Source organism: Streptomyces typhae (assembly GCF_009755605.1).
GTDB classification, from domain to species: domain Bacteria; phylum Actinomycetota; class Actinomycetes; order Streptomycetales; family Streptomycetaceae; genus Streptomyces; species Streptomyces typhae.
Window position 1 is genome coordinate 538763 of record NZ_WPNZ01000002.1, and the last position, 15672, is coordinate 554434.

Consider the following 15672-nt stretch of genomic DNA (forward strand, 5'->3'; position numbering starts at 1 on the left):
GCTAGTCACGCCTCACATTCGCCGGGGGCCCGGCCAGTTCGGTCTGCTCGGTCGGCGCCTTCGGCTTCGCGGGCTTGAACGGCTTGATCCTGGGGGCGTCGATGGAGCCGTCGGGCTGGATCTTGGGCAGGGACTTCTGCGGCTCCGGCAGCAGGGCCTTCTTCAGGTCCTGCTTGCCGCTGTCGTCCAGACCGTAGATCGCGTCGTAGATCTTGCGCACGGCGGGTCCGGACGCGCCGGAGCCCGTACCGCCCTGGGAGATCGTCATCACGATCGAGTAGTCCTTGGTGTACGTCGCGAACCACGACGTCGTCTGCTTGCCGTAGACCTCGGCCGTGCCCGTCTTGGCGTGCATCGGGATCTTGTCCTGCGGCCAGCCGCCGAAGCGCCAGGCGGCGGTGCCCTTGGTGGCGACGTCCGCGAGGGCACCGTCTATGTCCTTGCGCAGTGCCGCGTCCATGGGCAGCTTGCCGTGGGACTTGGGGGCGATCTCCTCGACGCGCTTGCCGTCGGCGCTGATGATCGCCTTGCCGACGGTGGGGTCGTACATGGTGCCGCCGTTGGCGATGGCGGAGTAGATGGTGGCCATCTGTATCGGCGTGACGAGGGTGTCGCCCTGGCCGATGGAGTAGTTGACGGAGTCACCGGCGCGCATCTTCATGCCTTCGAGGCAGTTCTCGTACGCGATGCGCTCGGCGTACTCGCCGCCCTTTTTGCCCTGCTTGCACCAGGCGTCCTTGTTGGCCGCCCAGTAGTCCTTCTTCCACTTGCGGTCGGGGACGCGGCCCGTGACCTCGTTGGGGAGGTCGATGCCGGTCTCCTTGCCGAGGCCGAACTGGTGCGCGGTCTTGTAGAACCAGTCGTGGGCGTTCTTCTTCGGCTTGTTGCCGCCGTCCTTGGCCCACTGGTCGTGGGAGAGCTTGTAGAAGACGGTGTCGCAGGAGACTTCGAGGGCCTGGCCGAGGGTGATGGAGCCGTGGCCCTGGGACTCGAAGTTCTTGAAGACCTGTCCGCCGATCGAGTACGAGCTGGGGCACGGGTAGCGGCCGTTGAACTCGTAGCCCGCGTTGACGGCGGCGGCGGTCGGGATGACCTTGAAGATGGAGCCGGGGGCCGCCTGGCCCTGGATGGCCCGGTTGAGCAGCGGGTAGTTGGACTTCTTGCCGGTCAGGCGCGCGTAGTCCTTGCCGGAGATGCCGCCGACCCAGGCGTTCGGGTCGTAGGTGGGGTTGGAGGCCATGGAGACGATGCGGCCGGTCTTGTTCTCCATGACGACGACGGCGCCCGCGTCGGCCTTGTAGTTCTCGCCGGTGTTCTTGTCGAACTCGTCGCGGGCCTTCTTCATCGCGTCGTTCAGCCAGTACTCGGAGACGGCCTGTACCCGGGCGTCGATGCTGGTGACGACGTTGGAGCCGGGCTGGGCGCGGTCGGACTCGGCCTTGCCGATGACGCGGCCGAGGTTGTCGACCTCGTAGCGGGTGACGCCGGCCTTGCCGCGCAGCTGCTTGTCGTAGGTCCGCTCGAGACCGGAGCGGCCGACCTGGTCGGAGCGCAGGTAGGGCGAGTCGGAGTCCTTGGCCTTGTTGATCTCCTCGTCGGTGACGGGTGAGAGATAGCCGAGGACCTGCGCGGTGTTGGACTTGCCGGGGGCGCCGTAGCGGCGTACGGCGGTGGGTTCGGCGGTGATGCCGGGGAAGTCCTCCGAGCGCTCCCGGATCTGGAGGGCCTGCTTGGGCGTGGCCTCGTCGGTGATCGGGATGGGCTGGTAGGGCGAGCCGTTCCAGCAGGGCTGGGGCGTCTTGGAGTCGCAGAGGCGGACCTTGTCGGCGACGTCCTTGGGGCTCATGGCGAGGACACCGGCGAGCTTGTCGAGGACGCTCTTGCCGTCGTCCTTCATCTTCATCAGGTCCGTGCGGGACGCGGAGACGACGAGCCGGGTCTGGTTGTCGGCGATGGGCACGCCGCGGGCGTCGAGGATCGAGCCGCGCACGGCGGGCTGGACGACCTGCTGGACGTGGTTCCCCGAGGCCTCCTCGGCGTACTCGGAGCCGTTGCGGACCTGGAGGTACCACAGCCGGCCGCCGAGGGTGAGGAGCAGCGAGACGACGAGGATCTGGATGATGACGAGGCGGACCTGGACGCGGGGGGTGCGGCCCGTCTCGGGGATGTTGGTCATGGGCGTAGCCCATTCTCTGCAGGGGCGGTGGTGGGCGACGGGTGGGCGTTGGTCACTGCTGCGGGCCTCCCCTGCGGCATGTCTGCCGGTACGTCGGCTGGTGCGACTGCTGGTGCGGCGGCTGGTGCGGCGGCTGGTGCGGCTGCTCGTACGTCGGCTGGTGCGGCTGCTGCGTCGCGCTCACAGGCGCTTGACCCCCTTGATGCGTCCGGCGCGGGCCACCCGGGCCTTGGCCGCCTTCATCCTGAGGCCGCCGCGCTGGTTGCCGATGCTCAGACCGGTGCCGGAGGAGAGCCAGCCGGAGGAGACGTCGGCGGCCTTGGTGCCCGCGGCGGACTCCCCCAGCGGATCGTTCTCGGCGCGCCGGGCCAGGGCGATGATCAGCGGGATGGTGAACGGGGCGAGCAGCAGGTCGTACAGAGCGGCGGTGAAGAGCAGCCCGCCGAGGCCGACGTGGCGGGCCGCGTCGTCGCCGACGAGGGCGCCCACACCGGCGTACAGGAGGGTGGAGCCGACGGCGGAGCTGACCACGACCACGAGCGGGCCGCTGGCCGAGCGGAGCCGGCCGGTCTCGGGTTTGGCGAGGCCCGCCAGATAGCCGATGACGCACAGGACCAGGGCGTAGCGTCCCGCGGCGTGGTCGGCGGGCGGCGCCAGGTCGGTGAGCAGGCCCGCGCCGAAGCCGATCAGGGCGCCGCCCACGTGCCCGTACACCAGGGCGAGGCCGAGGACGGTGAGCAGCACCAGGTCGGGGACGGCGCCGGGCAGCTGGAGCCGGGCGAGGACGCTGACCTGGACGACGAGGGCGACGACGACGAGGGTGCTGGAGAGCAGGATCCGGTTGAAGCGCATGGGGGTGTCAGTGCTCCTACTGCTCGTTGCCGTTGTCGTAGCCGTTGTCGTTGCCCGTGCCGTCGGCGTTGCCTGTGCCATCGGCGTTGCCCGTGCCATCGGCCGGGGCGTTCCCGGACGGCGTGGCCGTGACCGTCACCGTGGGGGCCGGCTTGGGTTTGTCGGGCTTGCGCGGCAGGACCGTGTCGCGGGGGTCCTTGCGCGGGGCCTCGACGACGACTCCGACGACGTCGAGCTTGGTGAAGCCGACGTAGGGCCGGACGTAGACGTTGCGGGTCAAGTCGCCGCCGGAGGGGTCGACGCGGACGACCTCGCCGACGGGGACGCCCGGCACGAACGGCTTGTCGGCCTGCGAGCCGAAGGTGACCAGGCGGTCGCCCTTCTTCACCTTGGCCTTGCCGTTGAGCATCTGGACGCGCAGCGGGCGGTCGCCCTGACCGGAGGCGAAGCCGAGTTCGTCGGTCTTCTCCATGCGGGTGCCGACGGTGAAGTCGGGGTCGTTGGCGAGCAGCACCGTGGCGGTGGAGGGGCCGACGGTGGTGACGCGGCCGACGAGGCCCTCGCCGTTGAGCACCGTCATGTCGCGCTTCAGGCCGTCGTCGGCCCCGGCGTCGATGGTGACCGTCCAGGAGAAGCCCTGGGCCGCTCCTATGCCGATGACCTCCGCGCCCTTGATGCCGTACTGGCCCGCGCCCGCCGTCTTCAGCATGGTGTCGAGCTGTCTCACACGGCTGCGGTTGCGGTCGTCGCTGCCGAGCTTGGCCTTCAACGCGGCGTTCTGGCGTTCGAGTTCGGCGATGCGGTCGTGGCGGTCGCCGGAGTCGCGGACCGCTCCGATCGCGTTGCCGATGGGGTCGACGGCGGACGACATGCCGTTCTCGACCGGGCCGAAGACCGTGGCGGCGGCCTGGCGGGCACCGTCGACCGGCGAATCCTCACCACCGCGGATGTCCACCGTGATCAGTGCGAACGCGATGGCGATCAGCAGCACCAGGAGCAGCCGGCTCTCTCGTGTGTCCCTCACGTGCGGCGGCCGTGCCTTCCTCAAGTCGGAAAAGGGGGAATCCGGGGTCCCTGGACAGGAAACCTCTGCGCAGGAGAACTCCTGAACAGGAAACCCATGAATCCGCGGGCAGGCGAGTGCTCCGCGGAATTGTCATCTCTCTGTCTTGCTTCGTTGCCTCTATATCAACGATCCGCCGTACGAGGTGGCAGGCACTCGTACGGCGGACCCACGCTCAGCGTGTTCGCGCCACCGTCACCGGCGCGGCTGGGCGTCGAGGACCTGCTGAAGGGCCTCGAACTCCTCCACGCACTTGCCGGAGCCGAGCGCCACGCTGTCCAGCGGGTCCTCGGCGATGTGGATGGGCATGCCGGTCTCGCGGCGCAGCCGCTCGTCCAGGCCGCGCAGCAGCGCGCCGCCGCCGGTGAGGACGATGCCGCGGTCCATGACGTCGCCGGAGAGCTCGGGCGGGCACTTGTCGAGGGTCGTCTTGACCGCGTCGACGATGGCGTTGACCGGCTCCTCGATGGCCTTGCGGACCTCGGCGGCGGAGATCACGACGGTCTTCGGCAGGCCGGAGACCAGGTCGCGGCCGCGGATCTCGGTGTGTTCGTCGGCGTCCATGTCGTACGCGGAACCGATGGTGATCTTGATCTGTTCGGCGGTGCGCTCACCGAGGAGGAGCGAGTACTCCTTCTTGATGTGCTGGATGATCGCGTTGTCCAGCTCGTCGCCGGCCACCCGGATGGACTGTGCCGTGACGATTCCGCCGAGGGAGATGACGGCGACCTCGGTGGTGCCGCCGCCGATGTCGACCACCATGTTGCCGGTGGCCTCGTGGACCGGCAGACCGGAGCCGATGGCCGCGGCCATGGGCTCCTCGATGATGTGCACCTGGCGGGCACCGGCCTGCGAGGAGGCCTCGATGACGGCGCGGCGCTCGACGCCCGTGATGCCGGAGGGCACGCAGACCACGACGCGCGGGCGGGCCAGATAGCGGCGCTTGTGGATCTTCAGGATGAAGTAGCGCAGCATCCGCTCGGTGATCTCGAAGTCGGCGATCACGCCGTCCTTCAGGGGGCGCACCGCGACGATGTTGCCGGGCGTGCGCCCGATCATCTTCTTCGCTTCGGCGCCGACCGCGAGGATGCCGCCGGTGTTGGTGTTGATCGCGACGACGGACGGTTCGTTGAGCACGATCCCCCGACCCCTGACGTACACCAGCGTGTTGGCGGTCCCGAGGTCGACAGCCATGTCACGGCCGATGAACGACATGTTGTTCCCCATGAGGATGCGTCTGGCCTTCCCTAGTGGAGCGTGTGATGGCTTGTTAGGTAGGCGAGGTGGGTGCTGAGTGGCGTGGAGGCTTCCATCGTAGTCTCGCCCGCACGAAGACGGCGCGAGGGTCTGCGCCATTGTCAGCAGATGATGAGCCGCCCCGCTTCTGGAGACGTGCCACAGGGGTTACGGGTTCCCCCGATCGGGCCGCATATGGCAAGGGACGGCCGGTTCCGACCGGCCGTCCCTGGTGTCGTCGACGGCGTGTCCGCCGGCCGCGGGGCCCGTCAGACGAGGCCCGGGAAGAAGATCTTCAGCTCGCGCTCGGCGGACTCGGCGGAGTCCGACGCGTGGATGAGGTTCTCCCGGACGATGACGCCGAAGTCGCCGCGGATGGAGCCGGGCGCGGCGGCGATCGGGTCGGTCGGCCCGGCGAGCTGACGCACGCCCTCGATGACCCGCTCGCCGTCGACGACGAGGGCGACGACGGGACCGGAGGACATGAAGGCGACGAGCGGCTCGTAGAAGGGCTTGCCCTGGTGCTCGCCGTAGTGCTGCTCCAGGGTCTCCTGGTCCAGTGAGCGCAGCTCCATCGCGGAGATGCTCCAGCCCGCCTTGCGCTCGATACGGCCGACGATCTCGCCGATCAGTCCGCGGCGGACGGCGTCGGGCTTGAGGAGGACGAGGGTGCGCTCGCTCATGGTGTGCGGCTCCAAGAGGTGTTCTGCGTGACCGTGGGAATGCCCGCACGATACCGGGGCGGCTACGGAGTGTGTTGCCCGGCTCCGCCTCCGGACTCGGCCATGGCCGCGAACCGGGCCTTCGCCTCGTCGATCTTCCGCCCGAAGTGCACCGACGCCCACCACAGGGCGGCGAACATCGCCCCCATGAAGAACATCATCGGCACGATGAAGCCGCTGGCGATCAGCGCGATCTGGAGCGCCCAGCCGAGCTGGACGCCGCCCGGCCGGGTGACCATGCCGCACAGCAGGACCGACAGGGCCATGGCGATGCCGCAGACCGTCCAGACCGTGCCCATCTCCAGGTCCGGGTCCTTCATGGCGACGAGACCCGCGAACCCGATGACGAGGAACTCACCGATCAGCGTCGACGAACAGAGCGTGCGCACAGCGGTCAGCCCCTCCCCAGGAGCAGTCGGGCCTCGCCGACGGTCATGACGGAGCCGGTGACGAGGACACCGCCGCCGGCGAACTCCCCCTCCTCCTCGGCCAGCGTGATCGCCGCCTCCAGGGCGTCGTCGAGCCGCGGCTCGACCTGCACCCGGTCCTCGCCGAAGACCTCCACGGCGAGGGCGGCGAGCACGTCGGCGTCCTGGGCGCGGTGGCTGGAGTTCTGCGTGACGACGACCTCGGCGAAGATCGGCTCGAAGGCCTCCAGCATGCCGCGGGCGTTCTTGTCGTCGCTGACGCCGACCACGCCGATGAGGCGGCTGAAGTCGAAGACCTCACCGATCGCCGCGGCGGCGGCGCGGGCGCCCGCGGGGTTGTGCGCCGCGTCCAGGACGACGGTGGGCGAGCGGCGGACCACTTCGAGGCGGCCGGGCGAGGCGACGGAGGCGAAGGCCTTGCGGACGGTGTCGATGTCCAGGGGGCGGGCGTGCTGGGCGCCGACGCCGAAGAACGCCTCGACGGCGGCGAGGGCCACCGCGGCGTTGTGCGCCTGGTGCTCGCCGTGCAGCGGCAGGAACACCTCTGTGTACTCGTTGGCCGCGCCGCCGAGCCCGCGCAGCGTCAGGAGCTGACCGCCGACGGCGACCTGCCGGGACGTGACCCCGAACTCCAGGCCCTCGCGCGCGACCGTCGCGTCCACCTCGACGGCCTTCTTCAGGAGCACCTGGGCGGCGTCGACCGGCTGCTGCGCCAGGATGACCGTGGCGTCCTGCTTGATGACGCCGGACTTCTCGGCGGCGATCTCCGCGGCCGTGTTGCCGAGGCGGTCGGTGTGGTCCAGGTCGATGGGGGTGACGACGGCGACGGAGCCGTCGATGACGTTCGTGGCGTCCCAGGTGCCGCCCATGCCGACCTCGACGACGGCGACGTCCACGGGGGCGTCCGCGAAGGCCGCGTACGCCATGCCGGTGAGGACCTCGAAGAAGGAGAGCCGGACGTCGTCCTTGGCGTCGATCATCTCGACGTACGGCTTGATGTCCTCGTACGCCTCGACGAAGCGCTCGGGGGCCATGGGGGCGCCGTCCAGGCTGATGCGCTCGGTGATCGACTGGACGTGGGGCGAGGTGTACCGCCCGGTGCGCAGCTCGAAGGCGCCGAGGAGGGCCTCGACCATCCGGGCCGTGGACGTCTTGCCGTTCGTCCCCGTGATGTGGATCGACGGATACGCCCGCTGGGGCTCGCCGAGCACGTCCATCAGGGCCGCGATGCGGCGCAGCGACGGCTCCAGCCGCGTCTCGCCCCAGCGGTCGGCGAGCTCCGCCTCGACCTGGCGCAGCGCCTTGTCCACCTCGGGGTCGGCGGGGCGGGCGGGGACATCGGCCTCGGGCGGGCCCGCCTGGGTGCGCAGGGTGCGGCTGCCCGCCTCGATCACGGCGAGGTCGGGGTCGCGGTCGGTCTCGGCCGCCACGAGCTCGTCGAACTCGTCGAACTCGTCGCTGGCACCGGCGGGGCCGCGGTCGTCGTCGCGGGGGCTGTCGTTCGGAGGGAGGTCGCTCACGCAACCAGTCTACGGAGAGCGCCCGACAGTGCCCGGGGGGACCGGGCCGCGCCCTCTCCGCACGCCTGTGCACCTCTTGCCCGGCGCCTCTCCGCACGCCTGTGCACCTCTTGCCCGGCGCCTCTCCGCACGCCGGTGCGCCTCGTGCCCGGCGCCTCTCCGCGCCCCTGTGCACCTCGTGCCCGGCGCCTGTCCGGTCGTCCGTCCGGCACCCGTCCACCGCCTGTCCGTCGCCGATCTCGTCGCCCGCCCGTCACCTGTCAGGACTTTGGGCCCGTCCGATTCGGGACCTTGGCCCCTCCGGCCCCGGGATGTGCCGGGCAAACTTGACGATCATGGACATAGGCATCGACCTCGGCACCGCCAACACTCTTCTGTACGTCCGCGGGCAGGGCATCGTGCTCAACGAGCCGTCCGTGGTCGCCGTCAAGGAGGGCGCGCGCACCGCCCTGGCCGTCGGCACGGAGGCCAAGGAGACCATCGGGCGCACCCCCGGTTCGATCACCGCGATCCGCCCCCTGAAGGACGGCGTGATCAGTGACTTCGAGGCCGCCGAGGAGATGATCCGGCACTTCGTGCGCAAGGCCCTGCCGGGCCGCAGGCCGCGTACGCGGATGGTGATCTGCGTGCCGAGCGGTGTCACCCAGGTCGAGCGGCGGGCCATCGTGCACGCCTCGCAGCGGGCCGGGGCGCGCGCCGTCCACCTGGTGGAGGAGCCGATGGCAGCCGCGATCGGCGCGGGGCTCCCCGTGGCGGAGGCGCGCGGGTCCATGATCGTGGACATCGGCGGCGGCACCTCCGAGGTCGCCGTGATCTCGCTCGGCGGCATCGTGACGTCCCAGTCCCTGCGGGTCGGCGGGGACCGCTTCGACGCCGCGATCACCGACTACGTACGCCGGGAGCACTCGCTCCTCATCGGCGAGCGGACCGCCGAGGACGTCAAGGTCGCCATCGGCTCGGCGTGGCCGGTGCCGGGCGAGGACGCCTTCGAGATGCGGACGTTCACCGTGCGGGGGCGCGAGAAGGTCGGCGGGCTGCCCAAGACGGTGGATCTGACGGTGCGGGAGGTGCGGGCCGCTCTCGACGAGCCCGTCGAGGCCGTCATCGCCGCGGTGCGGGTCACCCTCGAGGAGTGCCCGCCGGAGCTGTCCGGCGACGTCATGGAACACGGCATCGTCCTGACCGGCGGCGGCGCGCTGCTCCCCGGCCTCGACCTCCGCCTCGCCTCCGCCACCGGCATCCCCGTCTTCGTCGCCGACGATCCGCTGGACAGCGTGGCGCTGGGGTGCGGGAAGTGTGTGGAGGACTTCGAGGGGTTGGCCAAGGGCTTGTCCGCGGCGTAGGTCTGTGTCTTCCCGCCCGCGGGTGGGGGCGGGCGTCGCGTCGATCGCGCTCCGCGCTCGTCCTCAATCGCCGGACGGGCTTTTTCCCACCCACCCGCCCCTTTTCCGGCAGCGGCCGGGGCGCGGACCGACAAGAGGCCGTCCGGCAAAGGGGGACGCGGCCGCAGGGCGAACTGCGGGGCGGGAGGGTTGGGGGAAAGCCCGTCCGGCGATTGAGGACGAGCCCGCAGGGCGAACTGCGAGGCGGGAAGGTTGGGGAAAAGCCCGTCCGGCGATTGAGGACGAGCCCGCAGGGCGATCCGCGGCACCCGGGGCAGGGGTCAGACGGGGTCGCCGGACGGGAGGGTCGCCTCCACCACGTACGCGCCCCCGCGAGCCCCCGCGGAGAAGGTGCCCCCGACCGCGAGCACCCGCTCAGCCATCCCCGCCGTGCCGGTCCCGGCGGACACCGGGGCAGGGGAGGGCGACGCCGGCGTGCCCACCGCGGGCAGCGGATTGCCGACCCGCACGAGAAGCCGCCCCGCGGCCACCCGCACCCGCACCTCCACCCGCTCCCCAGGAGCGTGCTTGGCCGCGTTCGTCAGGCACTCCTGCACCACCCGGTGCACCGCGGCCTGCCGCAGCGGCGAGAGCCGGTACGCGGCGTCGTCGACGTGCAGGTCCACCGGACTGCCCGCCCGCGCCCCGGCCTCCGCCAGCTCGGGCAGCGCGGCGAGCCCGGGTGTCGGCGCCCCGTCGACCCCGCGCCGCACGATGATCTCGTTGAGCATCCGGTGCGCGGACCGCCCCGTCTCCGACAGTTCCTCGAACCCGTCGGCCCACGGCGTGCCCCCCGCCCGCCGGGCGAGCACCTGCGACCGCACGCTGAGCAGCGTCAGCTCGCGCCCCACGAAGTCGTGCACGTCCCGTGCGATCCGCGCCCGCTCCTGCTGCACGGCGTGCAGCGCCTGCGTCTCGGCCCGCTGCGCCTGCAACTCCCGCACCAGGTCCTGCCGGTTGGCGGCGACCCCGACCCCCGCGGCGAGCGCCCCGATGGGCACGACCAGGCTGAGGAACTCGCTGAGCGTGTCCCCCCTGTGCACCGGCCACCCTGGCAGCGTGAACATCACGTACGCGAAGGCCACATAGACCACGACGCCCGCGGCCCCGGCCGCCCGCCCCCGGTAGCGCGCCAGCGAGTACAGCGCGAACTGCGCGAGCGTCAGCTCGTGCAGCCAGCCCAGCAGCGCGAGCGCGACCAGGAACGGCACCCAGGGCGCGACCCTGCGCAGCAGCAGCGTCGCCGCGCCCGCCGCCAGGACGAGGGTGGCGGTCGGACCGTTGAGGGAGTTGTCGTCGGCGGCGAGGCCCGGCACGTCGAGCGCCATCAGGGCCAGGCAGGAGAGCGCGGTGAGGAGATCGAGGGCCCAGGATTCGCCGGCGCAACGCCGGGCGAGGCGACGGGTCGCAGCCGCCGCCTTGCGCGACACCTCGGCGGCGGGCAGGTCGTCCATGGTCCTCCCATCATCCCCGCACCCGGCCCGGACACGTCACCGCGCGCGTCCGCCGCGCGCCCCGGCGGTGGCGCGTCCGGCAAATCGGGTGTACGACCGGCGCGGCTGCCCGGCCACCGCGCGCCCCGGAGTTCCAATCGGACCATGTGGTATGCCCAGAATCCGGGTCGGCGGACCCGTCAGCTCGCCGGTGACGCCGCGGTCCTGCTGTGGACCGCGGGGTGGACCGCCGCCGCGGTCGTCGCGTACCGGATGGCCCTGCTCCTCACCCGACCGGGCCCCGACTCCGGCGTCGCCTCCTCCGGCTCGCCCGCCGCACGGCTGCCCCTCGTCGGTGACGACGTGGGCGCCGCACTGCGCTCGGTGGTGGGCGTCGTCGACGACATCGACCCGGTGACGATGCGGGCCGGACTCGTGGTGAGCGCCGTCGCCCTGTTCCTCGTCCCGGTCGGCCTCGTCCTCGCCCGCTGGCTGCCGCGCCGGCTGCGCTGGGTCCGGCAGGCCGCCGCCGCCCGGGACCTCGCCGAGTCCGACGACGGCCGTGAGCTCCTCGCCCTGCGCTCCCTGCTGCGCCCCCTGGACGAGGTGGCCGCCACCGCCACCGCCCTCGCCCGCACCCCGGGCCTGCCCGACGCGACGCCCGGCAGCCTCGCCGAGGGCTGGCGCAGCGCCGACCCGCGGGTCATCGAGGCCCTCGCGGACGCCGAGCTCGAACGCCTCGGCCTCGCGCCGGGCCTCGGCCCTGCGTGGCTGCCGGTGGCCGAGCCCGCCACATGACGGCGGCGCCGAGGGGGCTGCACACCCCGGTCACGGAGGCGGTGCTCCGGGCGATTCCGCTCGGGGCGCTGCTCGTCGGGGACGACGGCCGGGTGGTCGCGGCCAATCCGCAGTTCGCGACGGTCTGCGGAATCGACGGCGCCGGCATCGACCTGTCGGCGGGCGCGTCGGCCGAACCCGTCGCCGAGGCGGTGCTCCGGCTCCTGCCGGAGGCGGCGACGGCGGATCCGGAGGCCGCCCGCACCCTGCGCGGCCAGTTCGTCCGCAAGGCCGAGGTCCGGCTGCGGGACGGCCGCGTCCTGCGCCGCAGCCGCCAGCCGATCGACGCCGACGGCAGCCGCCTCGGCGTCCTGTGGCTCGTCGAGGACGTCACCGGGCAGCACCGGTACGAGGACGACCTGCACCGGCACATCGACTCCCTCGCCGCGCTGGCCCGCGACCGCGCCGAGTTCGCCGCCCGCACCTCCCACGAGCTGCGCACCCCGCTCGCCACCGTGCTCACCTTCTGCGAGCTGCTCGCCGACCCGGCCGCCGCCCCCCTCACCGGCGCGCAGCGCGAGTACGTCGACACCGTCCGGCGCGCCGCCCGGCGCATGCAGGACATGGCGGACGGCCTCCTGCACCGGTACGCGCAGGCCGCGAGCGGCGCCCCGCCCGCCTACGCCCCGCTGGACCCCGGCCCGCTCCTAGACCGCCTCGTCGCCGACACCACGCCCCGCGCCACCCGCCGCGGCGTCTTCGTGAGCCTGGACCTGCCCGCCGAGCGCCCGCCGCTGCGCGCCGACGCCGACCAGCTGGAGGGGGCACTCGCCGCCCTGCTCGACAACGCCGTGAAGTTCACCCCCGCGGGCGGAATCGTCTCCGTCACCGCGCGCCCGTGCGAACACCTTTCCCGTGAGGGCGCGGTCGGCGCGGTCGGCGCAGACGGTGCGGTCGTCGCGGACGGCGCACCCGGCTCGCCCGCCGGGCCCGGCTGGGAGTTCACCGTCCGCGACGACGGCATCGGCGTCCCCGAGGAGCTGCACGAAGAGGTCTTCACCGAGTTCGTGCGCGCCCCGAACGCCCGCCGCGGCCCCTACCCCGGGACCGGTCTCGGTCTGAGCGTCGTACGGGACGCGGTGCGCCTGCACGCGGGCACCGTCGCCCTGCACGGCGCCGAGGGCCGCGGCACCACCGTCGTCGTCCGGCTCCCCGCCGACGGGCCGCCCGGAAGCGGGGAGCCCAAGGGGCGTGCCGGGCGGGCCGGGAGCAGCCGGGAGGACCGTGCCGGGCAGCCCGGGAGCCGCCCCGTATGACCTGTCTGCTCGTCGTCGAGGACGACCCCGACCTCGGGCTCGCGCTGCGGGTCCTGTTCACCCGGGCCGGGTACGAGGTCGTGGCCGCCGACGACGGCCAGGCCGCGCTGCGCCTGCTCTTCGCCCGGCGCCCCGCCCTGATGGTCCTCGACCTGGTCCTGCCCGGCCTCGACGGCTGGGACGTCCTGGACCGCACCCGTGACCTCACGGATCTGCCCGTCCTGATCCTCTCCGGCCGTACGAGCCCCGCCGAGCGGGTCCGCGGGCTGCGATCGGGCGCCGACGACTACCTCTGCAAGCCCTTCGACCATTTGGAGCTGCTCGCCCGAGTGGAGGCGCTGCTGCGGCGCAGCAACCCGGAGCAGTGGCGCGGCGAGTACGTCGAGGCCGGCCTCAGGCTCGTCCCCGAACGCCGTTCCGCCGTCTGGCAGGGCCACGAGACCCGGCTGAGCGCCATCGAGTACCGCCTCCTCGAAGTCCTCGTCCGCAACCGCGGCCGCGTCGTCACCACCGAACAGCTCCTCGACCTGGTCTGGAACGACCCCGCCGCCTCCGGCCGGGAGCGCGTCAAGTTCGCCGTCCTCCGCCTGCGCCGGAAGCTCGCCGTGGGCGAGGGGCCCGGGGATCCGCTGGAGTCGGTACGGGGCCTGGGCTACCGCTACCGCGGCGACGAACCCTCCGAGCAACCTGAGGCCTCCGAGCCCCCCGAGCCTCCCGGGGCCCTCTGAGCCCTCGGGGCCCTTTGAGCACCCCGAGCCCCCCGAAGCCCTCAGAGCCCCCTGAGCCCCGGGTCCCCCTGACTCCTCAAAGCCCTTCGAGCACTCCGAGCACTCCAAGTCCCTCGGAGCCTTCGGAGCCCTCTGAGCCCTGAATCCTCGGAGCCCTTCGAGCAACACCCCAAGCACCCCAAGCACCCCCCGGAGCCCCCGGAGCCCCCTGGGCCCATTGAGTCCTCGGGGCCCCCGAGGCCCTTGGGCCCTCTGAGCCCTCGCAGTAGCCTCCTCCCGCTCCCCTCAGGGCCGAAGGTCCCGCCCGCCGGGACCCAAGGGCCCGGGGCCTTCGCCCCGAACATCCCGGGGCGGGCACCTCGCAACCGGAGAGCAACCGAAGGCACCCCGCCCCGGCAACCCCCGCCCCGCACGCTCCTGACTGTCCCCACCCCGCACACACCGGCCAGGAGCCCCCGTGACGCCCGCCAACGCCCTGCCGCCCCGCTCCGTGGCGCTAGTCCTCGGCACCCGCCCCGAGCTGGTCAAGCTCGCCCCCGTGATCCGCCTCCTGGGCCCTGCGGCCCACCTGGTCCACACCGGCCAGCACTACGACACCGACCTCTCCGGCCGCTTCCTCACCGAGCTGGGCCTGCCCGACCCCACCCTCCTGGAGGGCGTCGGCGGCAAGCCCCGCGCCGTGCAGATCTCCGCCGCCCTCACCCAGCTCGACGCCCTCTTCGCGGACGAGCCCCCGCTGGCCGTCGTTGTCCAGGGCGACACCAACGCCTCCCTCGCCGGGGCGCTCGCCGCGAACGCCCGCGGCATCCCCCTCGTCCACGTGGAGGCGGGCCTGCGCAGCCACGACCGCGCGATGCCCGAGGAGCACAACCGCGTCGTGATCGACCAGCTCGGGGACGTGCTGTGCGCGGCCACCGAGGACAACCGGGACCTGCTGCGCGCCGAGGGCGTGCCCGCCGGGCGCGTCGCCGTAACCGGCAACACCGTCGTCGAGGCCGTGCACGAGCACCTGCCGTCCGCCGCCGTGCGCGCCGAGCTGCTCGCCGCGCACGGCGTCACCGCGGACCGCTACCTCCTCGCCACCGTGCACCGGCCCGAGAACACCGACGACCCCGCGGCCCTGCGCGCGATCCTCACCGAGCTTGCCGCGCTCGCCGCCGACGACCTGCCGGTCCTCTTCGCCGTGCACCCCCGGACCAAGGCCCGCCTGGAGGCGGCCGGGCTCGGCCGTCTCCTCGCCGCGCTCACCGAGCTGCCGCCGCTCGGGTACGGCGAGTTCCTCGCCCTCGCCCGGCACGCGGCCGTGATCGTGTCCGACTCCGGCGGTGTCCAGGAGGAGACCACCGTGCTCGGCCGGCCGCTGGTCGTCGTGCGCCGCTCCACGGAGCGGCCCGAGGCCATGGACGCCGGCTTCGCCGAGCTCGTCGCCCCCGGGCGGGCCATCGGCCGGGCGGTGCGGCGGCGGCTCGGCGAGGGCGAGGCGGGGTTGCGGCGGCTCGCCTCGGCGCCCTCGCCGTTCGGTGACGGGCTGGCCTCGCAGCGGATCGTCGCGCTCCTCGGCGCACTGGGCTCCGGGGCTCGCCCCGGGCACACCCCCTCTCCCCTCTCCGTCGCCGCCTGACCGGACGTCCCCTATGGGGGCTGCGCCCCCGTTCCCCCCGCTCCGGCCCTTCGGGCCTCGTCCTCAATCGCCGGACGGGCTTGAAAGCCCTCGCTCACCGGACGGGCCTGGAGCCCCCCGGCCGGGCGCGCCTGAAGCCCCACGCTCGCCGCACGCGCTTGAAAGCCCCGCCCGCCGGACGGTCCCGCCATCCCCCACCGACTGGGCCCGCCCGAAAACCCCACTCGCCGCACGCACCAAAACCCCCACCCACCGAACGAGCCCGACGTCCCCCGCCCACCGGACGGTCCCGCCATCCCCCACCGACCGGCCCCGCCCGAAAACCCCACTCGCCGCACGCACCAAAACCCCCACCCACCGAACGAGCCCGACGTCCCCCGCCCACCGGACGGTCCCGACATCCCCCACCGACCGGCCC

Annotated in this window: 14 protein-coding genes; 5 read left to right on the plus strand and 9 right to left on the minus strand. The window is 72.8% G+C overall.

Annotation, left to right across the window (positions count from 1 at the left end):
- Position 1 precedes the first annotated feature (1 nt).
- From mrdA to folC, 8 genes are all read right to left on the minus strand, one after another.
- Positions 2 to 2176 carry a penicillin-binding protein 2 gene (mrdA, locus tag GPA10_RS06535; protein ID WP_157164578.1) on the minus strand — a complete coding sequence of 725 codons (2175 nt, stop codon included), beginning with the start codon at positions 2174 to 2176 and terminating at the stop codon, positions 2 to 4.
- A gap of 52 nt (positions 2177 to 2228) precedes the next feature.
- Positions 2229 to 2360, minus strand: a complete 132-nt coding sequence (locus GPA10_RS43330; RefSeq protein ID WP_281364771.1) for a hypothetical protein — start codon at positions 2358 to 2360, stop codon at positions 2229 to 2231.
- On the minus strand, positions 2357 to 3028 hold the full coding sequence (mreD, locus tag GPA10_RS06540; RefSeq protein ID WP_058850970.1) for a rod shape-determining protein MreD: 672 nt from the start codon (positions 3026 to 3028) through the stop codon (positions 2357 to 2359). The genes GPA10_RS43330 and mreD overlap by 4 nt, the downstream gene beginning before the upstream one ends.
- A gap of 16 nt (positions 3029 to 3044) precedes the next feature.
- Positions 3045 to 4052, minus strand: a complete 1008-nt coding sequence (gene mreC / locus GPA10_RS06545; protein WP_343040421.1) for a rod shape-determining protein MreC — start codon at positions 4050 to 4052, stop codon at positions 3045 to 3047.
- 234 nt (positions 4053 to 4286) lie between these two features.
- Complete coding sequence (locus GPA10_RS06550; protein ID WP_030362602.1) at positions 4287 to 5306, minus strand: rod shape-determining protein; 1020 nt, start codon at positions 5304 to 5306, stop codon at positions 4287 to 4289.
- A 290-nt stretch (positions 5307 to 5596) separates the two neighbouring features.
- On the minus strand, positions 5597 to 6010 hold the full coding sequence (gene ndk / locus GPA10_RS06555) for a nucleoside-diphosphate kinase (protein ID WP_058850972.1): 414 nt from the start codon (positions 6008 to 6010) through the stop codon (positions 5597 to 5599).
- A 62-nt stretch (positions 6011 to 6072) separates the two neighbouring features.
- A complete protein-coding gene (locus GPA10_RS06560; RefSeq protein WP_058850973.1) occupies positions 6073 to 6438 on the minus strand; it encodes a DUF4233 domain-containing protein in 366 nt (121 codons plus the stop codon).
- Between the two features lie 5 nt (positions 6439 to 6443).
- The gene (folC, locus tag GPA10_RS06565; protein WP_343040422.1) at positions 6444 to 7997 is read right to left on the minus strand and encodes a bifunctional tetrahydrofolate synthase/dihydrofolate synthase; all 1554 of its coding nucleotides are present in this window, start codon (positions 7995 to 7997) and stop codon (positions 6444 to 6446) included.
- 335 nt (positions 7998 to 8332) lie between these two features.
- On the opposite strand from folC, the gene GPA10_RS06570 reads away from it, so the two are divergent.
- A complete protein-coding gene (locus GPA10_RS06570) occupies positions 8333 to 9340 on the plus strand; it encodes a rod shape-determining protein (RefSeq protein WP_107450568.1) in 1008 nt (335 codons plus the stop codon).
- A 320-nt stretch (positions 9341 to 9660) separates the two neighbouring features.
- Here GPA10_RS06570 and GPA10_RS06575 read toward each other — a convergent pair whose 3' ends face one another.
- A complete protein-coding gene (locus GPA10_RS06575; protein ID WP_157164580.1) occupies positions 9661 to 10833 on the minus strand; it encodes a sensor histidine kinase in 1173 nt (390 codons plus the stop codon).
- A 144-nt stretch (positions 10834 to 10977) separates the two neighbouring features.
- Between GPA10_RS06575 and GPA10_RS06580 the strand changes: the two genes are divergently transcribed.
- The 4 genes from GPA10_RS06580 to wecB all read left to right on the plus strand — a co-directional run bounded on the left by GPA10_RS06580 (position 10978) and on the right by wecB (position 15254).
- Complete coding sequence (locus GPA10_RS06580; RefSeq protein ID WP_157164581.1) at positions 10978 to 11610, plus strand: hypothetical protein; 633 nt, start codon at positions 10978 to 10980, stop codon at positions 11608 to 11610.
- Positions 11607 to 12905, plus strand: coding sequence for a PAS domain-containing sensor histidine kinase (locus tag GPA10_RS06585; RefSeq protein ID WP_157164582.1), 1299 nt, complete (start codon positions 11607 to 11609; stop codon positions 12903 to 12905). Before GPA10_RS06580 ends, GPA10_RS06585 begins: the two co-directional genes overlap by 4 nt.
- On the plus strand, positions 12902 to 13633 hold the full coding sequence (locus tag GPA10_RS06590; protein WP_157164583.1) for a response regulator transcription factor: 732 nt from the start codon (positions 12902 to 12904) through the stop codon (positions 13631 to 13633). The genes GPA10_RS06585 and GPA10_RS06590 overlap by 4 nt, the downstream gene beginning before the upstream one ends.
- 457 nt (positions 13634 to 14090) lie before the next feature.
- Positions 14091 to 15254, plus strand: coding sequence for a non-hydrolyzing UDP-N-acetylglucosamine 2-epimerase (gene wecB / locus GPA10_RS06595; RefSeq protein WP_343040425.1), 1164 nt, complete (start codon positions 14091 to 14093; stop codon positions 15252 to 15254).
- Positions 15255 to 15672 lie beyond the last annotated feature (418 nt).

Bases quoted from the DNA above. Each gene is read 5' to 3' on its own strand.
- mrdA (WP_157164578.1), bottom strand. From the start codon at position 2,176: ATGACCAACATCCCCGAGACGGGCCGCACCCCCCGCGTCCAGGTCCGC.
- mreD (WP_058850970.1), bottom strand. From the start codon at position 3,028: ATGCGCTTCAACCGGATCCTGCTCTCCAGCACCCTCGTCGTCGTCGCC.
- GPA10_RS06550 (WP_030362602.1), bottom strand. From the start codon at position 5,306: ATGTCGTTCATCGGCCGTGACATGGCTGTCGACCTCGGGACCGCCAAC.
- ndk (WP_058850972.1), bottom strand. From the start codon at position 6,010: ATGAGCGAGCGCACCCTCGTCCTCCTCAAGCCCGACGCCGTCCGCCGC.
- GPA10_RS06570 (WP_107450568.1), top strand. From the start codon at position 8,333: ATGGACATAGGCATCGACCTCGGCACCGCCAACACTCTTCTGTACGTC.
- GPA10_RS06575 (WP_157164580.1), bottom strand. From the start codon at position 10,833: ATGGACGACCTGCCCGCCGCCGAGGTGTCGCGCAAGGCGGCGGCTGCG.
- GPA10_RS06580 (WP_157164581.1), top strand. From the start codon at position 10,978: ATGTGGTATGCCCAGAATCCGGGTCGGCGGACCCGTCAGCTCGCCGGT.
- GPA10_RS06585 (WP_157164582.1), top strand. From the start codon at position 11,607: ATGACGGCGGCGCCGAGGGGGCTGCACACCCCGGTCACGGAGGCGGTG.
- GPA10_RS06590 (WP_157164583.1), top strand. From the start codon at position 12,902: ATGACCTGTCTGCTCGTCGTCGAGGACGACCCCGACCTCGGGCTCGCG.